This window comes from Streptomyces sp. TP-A0356, from assembly GCF_001417775.1.
GTDB lineage: Bacteria > Actinomycetota > Actinomycetes > Streptomycetales > Streptomycetaceae > Streptomyces.
Genome location: NZ_BBZJ01000014.1, coordinates 156,626 through 170,335, shown reverse-complemented (window position 1 = coordinate 170,335; position 13,710 = coordinate 156,626). Strand labels below are relative to the sequence as shown.

Below are 13,710 nucleotides of genomic sequence, written 5' to 3'. Positions count from 1 at the left end.
CGTGTTGCACCACCGTCGCAGGTGGTCGGAAGAGGAGTGCGGACGTGGACGTGAACGGCGTTGTGGCCGAGGGCTTCGAGCCGGTCAAAGAAGCGTTCATACGGAACTTCGAGACGCTGGGGGAGCGCGGGGCGGCGGTCGTCGTCTACCGAGACGGGCGCAAGATCGTGGACCTGTGGGGCGGGACGCGGGACGCCGACGGCGCGGCGCCCTGGCAGCGGGGCACCGCGCAGATCATGCGCTCGGCGACCAAGGGGGTCGCAGCGGCCGTCCTGCTGACGCTCGCCGAGCGCGGGGAGTTGGACCTGGACGCGCCGGTCGGCCACTACTGGCCCGAGTTCAAGGCGCAGGGCAAGGAGCGCACGCTGGTGCGGCACGTGCTCGCGCACCGGGCCGGCGTCCCGGTGCTCGACCGCCCGCTCACGCCCGCCGAGGCCGCCGACCCGGAGCTCGCCGCCACCGTGCTGGCCGCGCAGGCCCCCGCATGGGAGCCCGGCATGGACCACGGCTACCACGCGCAGACGTACAGCTGGCTGACGGGCGAGCTGGTGCGCCGGGCCACGGGGCGTTCGATCGGCGAGTGGATCGCGGCCGAGATCTCCGGTCCGCTGGGCCTGGACCTGTGGGTGGGCCTGCCGCAGGCGGAGGCGCACCGGGTGGGCCGGGTCGGCCCCGTCGAGGTGCCGGCGCAGGACGGCGCCCTGCGCGCCCGGCCCAAGCGCGCGGTGGCCGACGCGTACGCGGACCCCGGCAGCCTGACCCGCCGCGCCTTCGCCGCGATCACCCCGCTGCCCGACGAGAACGACCCCGCCTACCGCGCGGCGGTCCTCCCCGCGTCGAACGGCATCGCGACGGCCGAGGGCCTGGCACGCTTCTACGCGGCCCTGACCGGCGAGGTGGACGGCGTTCGCCTGTTCGCGCCGCGGACGCTGGAGGGCGCTCGCGGGGAGGCCTCGGCCGGACCCGACCGGGTGCTGGTGGTCTCCACCCGCTTCGGACTCGGTTACATGCTCCACGGCAGCGCGTCCCCGCTGCTCGGCCCCGGCTCCTTCGGGCACCCGGGCCGCGGCGGTGCCCTCGGCTTCGCCGACCCCGACTCGGGCATCGCCTTCGGCTATGTCACCAACGGCTTCCGCAAGAGCGTGACGGCGGACCCGCGGGCCCAGGCGCTGGTGCGGGCGGTGCGTACGTCACTCGCGTAGCCGCGGTGATGCCCGTACGCGGTGATGCCCGTACGCCTGGAGGTGTACGGGCATCGATGGGACGCACTCAGTGCGTCAGCGGGCGCGACGTTCTCCCCGACGCCTCGTCGATCTCCTCGTGCGCCTTCGTCAGCAACTGCATCGCCAGGTCGTTGAGCGCACGCGCCCCCGCGATCTCCTCCCCGACACGGGGCTGATTCGCGTCGGAGCGGTGGCGGCTGGCGTACCCGTGGGACCTGACCTCGTTCCCGTCGGGAAGCCGTACGAGCGCCGCCGCCCGCGTCCGTTCGTCGTCCTCCTGGAATTCGAGCTCCACATGCCATCCGACTGTGGTGTGCATCATGACGATCACCTCCGGAACCGCTGATTCCAGGGTGCTCCTCATCGCCCCGCGACGCACGGCGCGGACACGGCTCACCCCGGCTGGTCGCTGTCCTTCAACTCTCCCCAGCCGTGCCACCGGTCGACCGTGATCCAGGCGCTGACACGGTCGCGCACCCGGTCCGGGTAGGGCTTGCCGATGTATTGCTCGGAGAGGCGGTCGATGTCGCTCCGGTCCTCGTCCTCGCGGATCTCGGTGACCCGGCCGATGAGGGTGATGTGCGTGTACCAGTCGTCCTTGTCGAGGACGGTGAGGCTCACGCGCGGGTCGCGGCGCACATGCCCGAGGCGGACCCGGCCCTCGTCCATGTTGACAAGCACCCGGCCGTCCTCCTCCCACAGGTACCAGGTGGGGGTGGTGATGGGCGCGCCGTCCGCACGCAGGGTGGCGATCACGGCCGGGTTGGGGCGGCGCAGCAGTTCGACCGCCTCGGGGGGCAGCGGCGGCTTGGACACGGGGACACTCCTCTGCGTCGGGAACGGGGCTCTTCTCGTCGGGAACGGGACTCTTCCTCGTCAGGAACGGGACTCTTCGCGTCAGGAACGGGACTCTTCGTCGAAGCTGGCGAAGTACGCGGCGGCCATGTCCTCGTGGGCGTGCCCCTGGGCCGCCGCGCGGCGGAGGCGCTCGGCGGCGGCTGCGGCCACGTCGAGCCGGACGCCGTGCTTCTCCCCGGCCTCGACGATCAGACGGGCGTCCTTCTCCGCGGTCACCACCGCGAAACTGGGCGGGGACAGCTCGTCGTTCAGGAGGAGGTCGACCTTCGCCCGCAGATAGCCCATGTCCAGCGGGCCCCCGGCGATGAGGTCGAAGAACTTCTCCGGGTCGACGTCCAGGGCCCGCGCCAGGGCCAGGATCTCGCCGGCCGCGGCCGTGACCGCCAGGACCCAGCTGTTGGCCACCAGCTTGAGCCGGGTGGCGCTGCCCGCCGCCCCGTCCTCGCCGGTCCACACCGTTCGGGAGCCGACCGCGTCGAACACGGGCGTCACCGTGCCCCGGCCCTCGGCCGGGCCCGCCGCGATGACGGTCAGCTGCCCGGCCTCCGCGGGCTGGCGGGTGCCGAGCACCGGGGCGTCGTAGAAGACCAGGCCGTGTTCGTGGGCGAAGGCGGCCAGGTCGCCGACGGCCTCGATCCCCACGGTGGTCGACTGCGCCCACACGAGCCCGCTGCGCAGGGCCGGGACGGCCTCCCGCATGACCTCCGCGACCGCCTTGCCGTCGTACAGCATGGTCAGGACGACGTCGGCACCCCGCACGGCCTCTGCGGGCGTGTCGGTGACGTGCGCGCCGTCGGCGGCCAGCGGCTCGGCCTTGGCGCGGGTGCGGTTCCAGACGCGGACGGTGTGTCCGGCGCGGGCGAGGTTACGGGCCATCGCGGCCCCCATGATCCCGGTTCCCAGGACGCTCACGGTGAGCTTGTCGGTCATGACCTCAACTTCCTGATGCATGGGGTGATTACGGTGCCTGCCAGGCTGCTCAGGCGCGAGCCTTCCCGGTGGCGGCACGGACAAGCCCGTCGAGCCGGGCCCCGTACGGGGGCGTGTGCCTTCCTCTCGGGCATCGTCGGTCGCCGTGCCCGCTTCCGCCACTCGGGAATGCCCCCGGCCACGGGCGCGGACCCCGCCGGAACCGGGTCCCCGGGGCACCCCCTGAGCGGCGTGCAGCATCGGGCCCGTCCCGGCCACCGGCAGCCCGGCCGCGGCGATCCGCGGCAGACCGGACCGCTCCTCGAATCCGCAGGACCGGGGTGTACGCCGCCACGGACGGAGGGCCGCGCCCCAACGGCCCGGGCGCCGGGAACGGCCTGAGGGCGCCCGTGAGTTCGCCGCGCCACCGGTACGGCGCCTACAGGGGAACAGGACACCTCGGGCGGCCATGAGCCACGCGATGTACCCGAAGGGGGCCCCGGCGCCCGTACGCCCAGCCGTCCACCACCGTGTGCGATCGTCAGCGCCGTCGCGAGCGCGGCGCCGATCGCCGCCCGGTTCGGCCGGTGTCCGCGCAGCCCCCACGAGTGACGGCGGCCGGCAGCACCGCCGCGGTGACGGCCGGTGTCACGCGGACTGCTCGCGCACGTCCACCAGGATGCCGCCCGCATGGGCGATCAGCGTCTTCGGCTCCATCGGGAACACGGTGTGCGGGGTGCCGGCCGCGGCCCACACCGTGTCGTGGTCCAGCAGCGAGCGGTCGGCGAGCACGCGCGTCCTCGTGCGGTGCCCGAAGGGCGGGACGCCACCGATCGCGTACCCGGTGGTCTCGCGCACGACGTCGGCCTTGGCCCGGGACACGTTCTCGGCGCCGAGCTCCTCCCGGACGCGTTCCACGTCCACCCGCGAGGCCCCGTCCATGAGCACCAGAACCGGCTCCCGGTCGGCTGTGAAGATCAACGACTTGCAGATCTGGCTCAGTTCGCATCCGATCGCGGCGGCCGCCTCGGCAGCGGTCCGGGTCGCGTCGGGGAAGCGGCGGATGCGGGCGCGGAGTTCACCGAGCCCCAGCTCCTCCAGGGCCGCGGTGAAACGCGGATGGGCTCCGGAGTCTTCGGCGGTGGTCGTCATGGACGCCACGCTAGCGCTGGGTGTACGGCGCTTGCGACGAGGTTTCGGGGCACCCGCCCGTATGGGTGCCTCAGCCGCCCGCCCGCAGCAGCGCCGCCACGATCGGCCCCGCCGAGTCGCCGCCGTGCCCGCCCGCCTGGACCACGCCCGCGGCGGCCAGATCGCCCTTCCAGGCCGTGAACCAGCCGTTGGGCTGCTTCTGGCCGTCGACCTCCGCCGAGCCCGTCTTCGCGCCGTAGTCCGGGCCCAGGCCCGCCATCGCCTTGGCGGCCGTGCCCGCCGCGGCCGTGTACTGGAGGACCTCCTTCAGCTGGGCCTGCGTCGACGCCGACATCGTGTGGGTCGCCTTGGCCAGCGTGCGGTTGTCCACCGAGGGGGAGACCAGATACGGCTGGTGGAAGACGCCGGTCTTCGCCGTCGAGACCACCGAGGCCATGTTCAGCGGGTTCATCCGCACGCCGCCCTGGCCGATCAGCGAGGCCGCCATCTGGGCCGCGCTCTGTACCGGGACCGCGCCGTCGAAGGACGGGACGCCGATCGCCCAGTCGTTCATGCTCAGGCCGTAGACCTGCTGGGCGACCTTGGTGAGGTCGTCGTTCTGCAGCTTGTCCGCCTGGCTGATGAAGGCCGTGTTGCAGGACGCCGCGAAGCTCGACTTGAACGTGCCGTTCTTGATCTCGAACTTGTTGTCGTTCTGGAACTTCCAGCCGCCGTACGTCACGAACTTGGGGCAGGGGTGCGCCTTGTCGGCCTTCGCCAGGTCCTTCTCGAACAGCAGCGTCGAGGTGACGATCTTCATCGTCGAGCCGGGGGCGAGGGAGCCCTCGAAGGCGACGTTGAAGCCGTGGTCGGAGTTGGCCACCGCCAGGATCTCGCCCGTCGACGGGCGCATGACGACCACGGACGCCTTGGCCTTGGTCCCCACCTGCTGCTCGGCCTTCGCCTGGAGCGTCGGGCTCAGTGTCGTCCTCAGCGTGCCCGGCGTGCCCTCGCTCAGCGTCACCAGCGTCTTGTCCGGCGTCTTCTGGGTGCCCTTCGTCGCCGCCTTGCGCACGATCCGCAGCTCGATGCCCGCCTTGCCGCCGGCCGTCTTGCCGTACTTCTCGCGCACGCCGTCCAGGACCGTGCCCAGTGACTGGTACTTGGCCGTCGTGAGCTCGCCGCCGTCGCGGTCCAGGGCCTTGACGGGCGGTGTGCCCGCCTCGCCCGTCACCAGGCGGTCCCCGTCGGTCAGGTCCGGGTGCACCACCGACGGCTGCCAACGCACCAGCGGGACACCGTCCTTGGCGCGGCGCACCACCGTGAGCCTCGTCTCGTACGCCAGCGGCTTGCTCTTGCCCCGGTACGACACCGTCGCCTTGACGGAGAACGGGACCGAGGTTCCCGACGGACTGCCGCTCGTCAGCGTCACACCGGTGATGTGCGCGTCCTTGACGTAGCCCGTCAGGGCCTGTGTCGCGGCCGCCGAGTCGTCCGTGGCGGCCGCCGCCTTCGTGATGTCGCCCCGCTGCCAGGCCGTGAGGAACGCCGTGGCCGTGGTGCGCACCTCGGACGCGGACGGCGGGCCCGTCTTCACGGCCTTGTGGCCGGCCCTGACGCTCTTACCGTCGTCGGCCGCCGCGCCACCGCTCGTCAGGCTGTAGCCTGCGACGGCTCCGCCCACGCCGACGACGGCGATCAGCCCGCCGATGACCAGCGGCCCACCCTTCTTGCGCTCGGTGGCGCGCCTTCTCTTGCCCACAGCTCCGACCCTCCGCAGTCCCCTGGTTTCCCCGTGCCCTCACGCTCCCCAACGAGAACAACCACCCTAGGGTCCCGCAGTGACAGGGATGACTTCAGCCATCGGTTCGTAGCAGAGCTGCGACGATCGGACCCGCCGCGACGCCACCGTGCCCGCCCTCCTGGGCCATGGCCGCCGCCGCGATGTCACCCCGGTAGCCGGTGAACCAGCTGTTGGACTTCGTCTGCCCGTCGACCTCGGCCGACCCGGTCTTCGCACCGATGTCGCCGCTGAGCCCGGCCATCACGCCCGAGGCGGTGCCCCGGGTCGCGGTCAGCCGCATCATCGCCTTCAGCTGGGCGACCGTGCCCGAGGGCAGGCCCTTGGCCGTGGCCGGCCGGCGGCCGTCCAGCTTCGGCGAGACCAGATAGGGCTGCCGGAAGGTACCCGTGATCGCGGTCGCGGTGACCGACGCCATGTTCAGGGGGCTCATCTGGACCTGGCCCTGGCCGATGGCATTGGCCGCGCGGTCCGGGCCGGTGGAGGCGGGAACGCTGCCGTCGAAGGACACGATGCCCGTCTTCCAGTCGTTCCGCCCGAGACCGAACCGCTCCTGGGCCTCGGCCGTGAGCGAGCCGTCGGTGAGCGGCTTCTCGTCGATCAGCTTCACGAAGGCGGTGTTGCACGAGCGCATGAAGCTGTTGGCCAGGGTGGCGTTGTCGTCGGGCGCCATGTCCTTGAGGTTGGTGAAGGTCTGGCTCTGCCACACGGCCGAGGACGGACAGGGTGCCGGACCGTTCATCGTGGTGACACCGTTGTCGATGAGCATCGCCGACGTGATGATCTTCATCGTGGAGCCCGGCGCGAGACGCCCCTCGAAGGCCGCGTTGAAGCCGTCCCCGCGGTGGTTGGCGACGGCGAGCACCTCGCCCGTGCTCGGCTTCACCGCCACCACCGACGACTCGGCGTAGTGTTCCACGGCCCGCTCGGCCGCCGCCTGCACCGGGGCGCTGAGCGTGGTGCGCAGCTTGCCGGGCCTGCCCTTGGCGAGGGTCAGCAGGGTCTTGGCGGGGGCGTTGCCGCCGGCCCGCTGGACGGACAGCTCGACGTCCGGCGCTCCGCCCGCCACGTCACCGTACTTGGCGCGCAACGCGTCCAGGACCGGGCCCAGGGACGGGTATTCCTCCCACCACGCCGTGCCGGTCCACCGCCTCGATCGGCGAAGCGGTGGCCTCACCGGTGACGAGCGTGTCGCCCTTCTGCAGGGCGGGATGGACGACGGACGGCTGCCAGTCGACCAGCGCGCGCCCGGTGGTCACCCCGCGCACGACCGCCAGCCTGCTCTCGTAGGCGAGGATCTTGGACGTCCCGCCGTAGGACACCGTCGCCCGCACGGAGAACGGCACCGAGTCGCCGCTGCGCGCGCCCGGCGTGAGGTCCGTCCTGGTGATGTGCGCGCTCGTGCCGTACGCCGTGAGCAACTGCCGTGCGTCGGCGGCGTTGTTGGTGTACGAGGCCGCGGTGGCCGCGTCGCCCTTCGCCCAGGCGGCGAGGAACTTGGCGCTCACGTCCTCGACCTCGCCCGCGGACGGCGGGCCGGTCTTCACGGAGGCGGCACCGGTGCCGCCTCCCGAACTGTCGTGGAGCGCCGTCAGGATGTTGTACGCCCCGTACCCGGCTCCCCCGACCATCGCCGCCAACACCCCGCCCACCATGGTGGCCTTCAACCCTCTGCGCATGACGCGTCGCCCCTCCCCGTAGGCGTCGGACTCTATGCGAGCCCGGGAAGGGTGGGACCTCTGTGTTCGATTGTTGTCCGAAGAGTGATCAGAAGATGGCGCCCGGACGGCCTGGCCGAGGTCGGGTCGTCGGACCTTCTCGCGCCGTCCCCCAGCTAGACCCAGGTGTCCAGCCACATCCGCGCGCGCCACGAGTTGATCGGGATCGTGGTGCCCGTGTACAGGGGCCAGAAGTAGATGAAGTTCCAGGCGATCAGCAGGACCAGGACGCCCGCGCCCGCCGCCCCCACGATCCGGCGGCGTTCGCTCGAACCGGGCGGGCCGAGGACGGCGCCGATCATCATCGCCACCGCCAGGCACAGGAACGGGACGAACACGACCGCGTAGAAGTAGAAGATCGTGCGCTCCTGGTACATGAACCAGGGCAGATAGCCGGCCGCGATGCCGCAGGCGATCGCGCCCGCCCGCCAGTCGCGGCGGAACGCCCACCGCCACAGGATGTACAGGATCGCGAAGCAGGCCGCCCACCACAGCAGCGGCGTGCCGATCGCCAGGACCTCGCGGGCGCACTTCTCGCTCGCGTACGCGGGGCAGCCGGACTGGCCGGGGGAGGGGGACTCGTAGAAGTACGAGACCGGGCGGCCCACCACGATCCAGCTCCACGGGTTCGACTGGTACGTGTGCGGGGACGACAGGCCCACGTGGAACTTGTAGACCTCGTGCTCGTAGTGCCACAGGCTGCGCAGCCAGTCGGGCAGGAAGGTCCAGCTGCCGCCCCTGCCGTCGGCGGCCGCCCAGTTGCGGAAGTAGCCGCCGGAGCCGTTGGCGGGCGAGAGGATCCAGCCGGTCCAGGAGACGAGGTACACGACCAGCGCGACCGGCACCGTGGCCAGGAACGTGATGCCCGTGTCGCGCTTGAGGACCGTCGTGTACGGGCGGCGGGCGCCGGCGACCCGGCGCGCGCCCACGTCCCACAGGAGGGCCATGACGCAGAAGGCCGCGAGGATGTAGAGACCGTTCCACTTGGTGCCGATGGCGAGGCCGAGCATCAGGCCCGCCGCCCAGCGCCACGGCCGCCATCCGAAGCGTGTCGTCTCCGCCGTGTGCGCCTCGGGGCGGACGCGGCCGTCCGCGTCGGCGGGCAGGGCCGCCGCCAGTCTGGCGCGGGCCTTGTCCCGGTCGATCAGCAGACAGCCGAAGGCCGCCAGCACGAAGAACTCCAGGACGCCGTCCAGCAGCGAGGTGCGGCTCATCACGAACTGCAGCCCGTCCACCGCCAGCAGCGCCCCGGCCAGGCAGCCCAGGAACGTCGAGCGGAACAGACGGCGGCCGATGCGGCACAGCAGCAGTACCGCCAGCGTGCCGAGGAGCGCCGTCATGAAGCGCCAGCCGAGCGGGTTGAAGCCGAAGATCAGCTCGCCGAGCCCGATGACGTACTTGCCCACCGGTGGGTGCACCACGTACGCGGCGTCCGTCGGGATCGGCACGTGCCCGTGGTGCTGGAGGATCAGGTCGTTGGCGTCCTTGGCCCAGTTCGACTCGTACCCGTTGTGGATCAGCGCCCAGGCGTCCTTGGCGTAGTACGTCTCGTCGAATATCACCGCCCTGGGGCTGCCCAGGTTCCAGAACCGCATCAGCCCCGCCATGAGCGTCACGAGCAGCGGGCCGCCCCACGCCGACCAGCGTGTGACGCGGTCGGCGACCTCCTGGTGCAGGCCGAACGCCGCCCACAGACGCGGACCGGGCTCGGTGTACGGCGGCACCAGCCGGTCGCGGACGTCGCTGGTCGCACGCGCCGTGTATCCGAATCGGCGCAGCCGCTGCTGCCAGGACGGCCTTGGGTCTTCGGTCGCCTGGCTCTGCCGGGTGTCCGTGGAGGACGCGGTACTGGTCACCGCGCCATCGTAGGGAACACGTCTGTGGGAGTCCCGTGTACGGCGCCTGCGAGGATGGAAACGTGACAGTGACGCCCGGAACCCTGGTCCTCGCCGGTACCCCCATCGGGGACATCGAGGACGCCCCGCCACGGCTCGCGCAGGAGCTGGCCACCGCCGACGTGATCGCCGCCGAGGACACGCGTCGGCTGCGCCGGCTCACCCAGGCGCTGGGCGTGCAGCCGGCCGGGCGTGTCGTGTCGTACTTCGAGGGAAACGAGTCCGCCCGGACGCCGGAGCTGGTCGAGGCGCTGGTGGGCGGGGCGCGGGTGCTGCTCGTGACGGACGCCGGGATGCCGTCCGTGTCCGACCCCGGCTACCGGCTCGTCGCCGCCGCCGTCGAGAAGGACGTGCGGGTCACCGCGGTGCCCGGGCCGTCGGCCGTGCTCACCGCGCTCGCGCTGTCCGGGCTGCCCGTCGACCGGTTCTGCTTCGAGGGCTTCCTGCCGCGCAAGGCGGGTGAACGGCTGTCACGGCTGCGTGAGGTCGCCGAGGAGCGGCGCACGCTCGTCTACTTCGAGGCCCCGCATCGGCTGGGGGCCACCCTTGCCGCCATGGCCGAGGCGTTCGGGGAGCACCGGCGGGCCGCCGTCTGCCGTGAGCTGACCAAGACCTACGAGGAGGTCAGGCGCGGTCCGCTGGGCGAGCTGGCGCGGTGGGCCGCCGAGGGTGTCCGCGGGGAGATCACCGTGGTCGTGGAGGGGGCCGGGGAGAGGCCCGCCGGGGAGCTGGACGCGGCCGAGCTGGTGCGCCGGGTGCGGGTGCGCGAGGAGGCGGGGGAGCGGCGCAAGGAGGCGATCGCGGCGGTCGCCGCGGAGGCGGGCCTGCCGAAGCGGGAGGTCTTCGACGCCGTGGTGGCCGCGAAGAACGCCGACCTGGCCGGGTGACGCCGCAACCCCTCTGAGCAGGGCGCATCTCCCATGAGCGGGCGCCCCATGGGTGGGCAAAGCGCTGTCGCGGAAGGCAAAGCCGACCCGGTGCGATCGGGTGGATTTGGCAAGCAGAGTCCAAATCGCCTCCAACACTCGACAGACATAGCTGCGTTCGCCCTGGTGCGGGCGTCCACTGGGTGAAGGGACGTCCCCGTCCCTCGCCCACAGTGGGCCCCCGCGGGTTCAGGGGGAACCCCGCCCCACCGGGGCGCTTGTCCAGCGGACAAGAGGAGCTGGCATGAGTGAGATCGCAGGGCGGACCGGCCGGATGGCGACGGCGGGTCAGGTCACCGGGCAGACCGATCGAGGTGCGGCGACCGCCGTCATACACGAGTCCTATTCCTTCGCCTGCATGCGGTGCGGGCACGGATGGGAGCAGTCGTACGAGATAGAGCACCACCTCGACGGGGACGGCCGCGAGTTCGTCGTGTACGTGGCGGGCGGCAGCGTCGTCCCGTCGCCGCTGAGTCGGCCCACCTGCCTGAACTGCGACAGCCACGTGGTGCGCATCATGCGCCCCGGCCAGGTCTCCTCCGCGCAGAACTCCCTGCACCGCCAGCACCACCCCGTCGGGCGGGCCGTCGGGGAGGGCCTCGACGAGCCGCGGACGCCGACGCGGGGGTCCGGGGAGCACCACTGGCACCTCTCGGATCTGCTCCACCCCTTCCACCACCGCAAGGCGGAGTGACGGGGTCCTCTCGTACGAGGGGCGGCAGAGGGGCGGCAGGCCCCTTTCGTAGGATCGGGGCATGCCCTCCCAAGCGTCCGACAAGAACGCGCCGCCGCCGCTTCCCGAGCCCCTGCTCGTGTCCGTCGCGGACTCGCACACCCATCTCGACATGCAGTCCGGCACGGTGGAGGAGGCCCTCGTCAAGGCCGCGTCGGTCGGCGTGACCACGGTCGTGCAGGTCGGCTGCGACGTGAACGGCTCCCGCTGGGCCGCCGAGACGGCCGCGGCGTACGACTCAGTGCACGCGGCCGTGGCGCTGCACCCGAACGAGGCCCCGCGCATCGTCCACGGCGACCCCGACGGCTGGTCGCGGCAGGGCGCCCGCGAGCCGGGCGGTGACACCGCGCTGGACGAGGCGCTGGCCGAGATCGACCGGTTGGCCGCCCTTCCGCACGTCAAGGGCGTCGGCGAGACCGGGCTGGACTACTTCCGCACCGGGCCGGAGGGCAAGGCCGCCCAGGAGCGGTCCTTCCGCGCCCATGTCGAGATCGCCAAGCGGCACGGCAAGGCGCTGGTGATCCACGACCGCGATGCGCACGCCGACGTACTGCGGATCCTGAAGGAGGAGGGCGCGCCGGAGCGGACGGTCTTCCACTGCTACTCGGGCGACGCGGCGATGGCCGAGGTCTGCGCGCGGGCCGGGTACTTCATGTCGTTCGCCGGCAACGTGACCTTCAAGAACGCGCAGCCGCTGCGCGACGCGCTCGCCGTGGCGCCCCTCGGTCTGGTCCTGGTGGAGACCGACGCGCCGTTCCTGACGCCCGCGCCGTACCGCGGGCGGCCCAACGCGCCCTACCTCGTTCCGGTCACGGTCCGCGCGATGGCCGCGGTGAAGGGGGTCGAGGAGGACGTGCTGGCGGCGGCGCTCGCGGAGAACACGGCACGCGCCTTCGATTACTGACCGATAACGATCCCCGGGGTGTCCGGCCTCCCCGCGCGGGACCGTGTCGCGACACCGCGTGACGGCGTTGCTTGGGAGAGTGACGGCCAGCCGTTAGGTTCTGGTCGCCCGTCCCGGACCCTCTCTGGAGCGTGTCGTCGTGAGCAACCGGCAGTACCCGCCGTACGGGGCGTACGGCCCGACCCCGGCGTTCGGGGACCGCGAGCGGTACGGGCAGGCGTACCCGAACACGTCCCGTCAGGCGTACCCGAACACGTCCCGTCAGGCGTATACCGGCACGTACCGTCGGCCCCATCCGGCCTATCCGGACACGCACCGTCAGCCCTATCCGGACAAGTACCGCCAGCCCTATCCGGACAATTACCGCCAGGAGTACGCCGACACCTACCGGCCCGCGTACGAGGCGCGCGCCCGGGCGACGGCGGCGCCACGGCTCGTCGGGCAGGCGGACGGCGCCCCGCGCACCGGAGGGCGCGCGCACGGCCGGCACGCCGCGCGGCGCGGGAAGGGCGGCGCGCGCGCCCACTCCGTGTTCCGTCTCATCCCCCAGGCGCTGGTCGTCGCCTTCCTCGCCGGCGGCACCACCGCGTTCGTCGCCAAGGACAAGGCTGTCGAGCTGACCGTGGACGGCACGCCGCGGACCCTGCACACCTTCGCCGACGACGTGGGTCAGCTGCTCGCCCAGGAGGGTGTGAGGGTAGGGGAGCACGACATGGTTGCGCCTTCGCTCGGGACGCCGCTGGCCAGCGGGGACGAGGTCGCGGTGCACTACGGACGCCCCCTGCGCCTCACCCTCGACGGGCAGCGGCGCCAGGTCTGGACGACCGCGCACACCGTCGACGGCGCACTCCGGCAGCTCGGGGTGCGTCCCGAGGGCGCGTACCTCTCCACATCGCGCTCCCGGCGCATCGGCCGCGAAGGGCTCGCGCTGGACGTCCGCACCGAGCGCACGGTGACGGTGCTGGCGGACGGGCGGGCGCGCACGATCCGTACCAACGCGGCGACCGTCGGCGAGGCCGTCGAGCAGGCCGGGGTCACCCTTCGCGGGCAGGACATGATGTCCGTGGCCCCCGGCAGCTTCCCGCGCGACGGACAGACGGTGACCGTGCTGAGGGTGACCGGATCCGAGGAGGTCCGCGAGGAGCCGATCCCGTTCGACGTGCGGCGCACCCACGACCCGACCCTGCTGAAGGGCACCGAGGTCGTGGCGCGCGCCGGGCAGCCGGGCATGCGCCGGGTGACCTACGCCCTGCGCACCGTCAACGGGGTCAGACAGAAGCCGAGGCGGCTCGACGACGAGGTGGTGCGCAAGCCGCAGACCCAGCTGGTGAGGGTGGGCACCAAGCCGCATCCGGACTCGATGGCCGGTGCGGACGGGCTGAACTGGCACGGGCTCGCGGCCTGCGAGTCCGGCGGCCGGCCGAACGCGGTGGACCGGTCGGGCATGTACGGGGGCCTCTACCAGTTCGACCGGCGCACCTGGCACAGCCTCGGCGGCTCCGGCCGGCCGCAGGACGCCCCGGCCGAGGAGCAGACGTACCGCGCGAAGAAGCTGTTCGCGCGCCAGGGGACCAGCCCCTGGCCGCACTGCGGGAAGCGGTTGTACCGGTGA

Annotated in this window: 11 protein-coding genes and 1 pseudogene; 5 read left to right on the top strand and 7 right to left on the bottom strand. The window is 72.3% G+C overall.

Features of this window, described 5'->3' with window-relative positions; genetic code table 11:
- The first annotated feature begins 44 nt into the window (after positions 1-44).
- Positions 45-1,202 carry a serine hydrolase domain-containing protein gene (locus ASC56_RS06790; RefSeq protein WP_055490312.1) on the top strand — a complete coding sequence of 386 codons (1,158 nt, stop codon included), beginning with the start codon at positions 45-47 and terminating at the stop codon, positions 1,200-1,202.
- Positions 1,203-1,269: 67 nt separating this feature from the next.
- Here ASC56_RS06790 and ASC56_RS06785 read toward each other — a convergent pair whose 3' ends face one another.
- The 7 genes and pseudogenes from ASC56_RS06785 to ASC56_RS06755 form a co-directional block, all read right to left on the bottom strand.
- On the bottom strand, positions 1,270-1,545 hold the full coding sequence (locus ASC56_RS06785) for a DUF1876 domain-containing protein (RefSeq protein WP_055490632.1): 276 nt from the start codon (positions 1,543-1,545) through the stop codon (positions 1,270-1,272).
- Positions 1,546-1,616: 71 nt separating this feature from the next.
- Complete coding sequence (locus tag ASC56_RS06780) at positions 1,617-2,039, bottom strand: PPOX class F420-dependent oxidoreductase (protein WP_055490311.1); 423 nt, start codon at positions 2,037-2,039, stop codon at positions 1,617-1,619.
- 81 nt (positions 2,040-2,120) lie between these two features.
- Positions 2,121-3,011, bottom strand: a complete 891-nt coding sequence (locus tag ASC56_RS06775) for an NAD(P)-dependent oxidoreductase (protein WP_055490310.1) — start codon at positions 3,009-3,011, stop codon at positions 2,121-2,123.
- 627 nt (positions 3,012-3,638) lie between these two features.
- Positions 3,639-4,142, bottom strand: coding sequence for a YbaK/EbsC family protein (locus ASC56_RS06770; protein ID WP_055490309.1), 504 nt, complete (start codon positions 4,140-4,142; stop codon positions 3,639-3,641).
- A gap of 70 nt (positions 4,143-4,212) precedes the next feature.
- Positions 4,213-5,883: a penicillin-binding transpeptidase domain-containing protein gene (locus ASC56_RS06765; protein ID WP_055490308.1), complete on the bottom strand. Its 1,671-nt coding sequence runs from the start codon at positions 5,881-5,883 to the stop codon at positions 4,213-4,215.
- Positions 5,884-5,977: 94 nt separating this feature from the next.
- A pseudogene (locus ASC56_RS06760) lies at positions 5,978-7,601 on the bottom strand (penicillin-binding transpeptidase domain-containing protein).
- A gap of 155 nt (positions 7,602-7,756) precedes the next feature.
- Positions 7,757-9,496, bottom strand: coding sequence for a dolichyl-phosphate-mannose--protein mannosyltransferase (locus ASC56_RS06755; protein ID WP_055490307.1), 1,740 nt, complete (start codon positions 9,494-9,496; stop codon positions 7,757-7,759).
- Positions 9,497-9,558: 62 nt separating this feature from the next.
- Here ASC56_RS06755 and rsmI point away from each other — a divergent pair, with 62 nt between their 5' ends.
- The 4 genes from rsmI (at position 9,559) to ASC56_RS06735 (ending at position 13,710) form a co-directional block, all read left to right on the top strand.
- On the top strand, positions 9,559-10,422 hold the full coding sequence (rsmI, locus tag ASC56_RS06750; RefSeq protein ID WP_055490306.1) for a 16S rRNA (cytidine(1402)-2'-O)-methyltransferase: 864 nt from the start codon (positions 9,559-9,561) through the stop codon (positions 10,420-10,422).
- A gap of 283 nt (positions 10,423-10,705) precedes the next feature.
- On the top strand, positions 10,706-11,155 hold the full coding sequence (locus tag ASC56_RS06745; protein WP_055490305.1) for a hypothetical protein: 450 nt from the start codon (positions 10,706-10,708) through the stop codon (positions 11,153-11,155).
- Positions 11,156-11,216: 61 nt separating this feature from the next.
- Positions 11,217-12,098 (top strand): TatD family hydrolase, encoded by an 882-nt coding sequence (locus ASC56_RS06740; protein ID WP_055490304.1) that lies wholly within the window; start codon positions 11,217-11,219, stop codon positions 12,096-12,098.
- A 139-nt stretch (positions 12,099-12,237) separates the two neighbouring features.
- Positions 12,238-13,710, top strand: coding sequence for a resuscitation-promoting factor (locus ASC56_RS06735; protein WP_234376861.1), 1,473 nt, complete (start codon positions 12,238-12,240; stop codon positions 13,708-13,710).

Bases quoted from the DNA above. Each gene is read 5' to 3' on its own strand.
- ASC56_RS06740 (WP_055490304.1), top strand. From the start codon at position 11,217: ATGCCCTCCCAAGCGTCCGACAAGAACGCGCCGCCGCCGCTTCCCGAG.
- ASC56_RS06745 (WP_055490305.1), top strand. From the start codon at position 10,706: ATGAGTGAGATCGCAGGGCGGACCGGCCGGATGGCGACGGCGGGTCAG.
- ASC56_RS06785 (WP_055490632.1), bottom strand. From the start codon at position 1,545: ATGATGCACACCACAGTCGGATGGCATGTGGAGCTCGAATTCCAGGAG.
- ASC56_RS06775 (WP_055490310.1), bottom strand. From the start codon at position 3,011: ATGACCGACAAGCTCACCGTGAGCGTCCTGGGAACCGGGATCATGGGG.
- ASC56_RS06770 (WP_055490309.1), bottom strand. From the start codon at position 4,142: ATGACGACCACCGCCGAAGACTCCGGAGCCCATCCGCGTTTCACCGCG.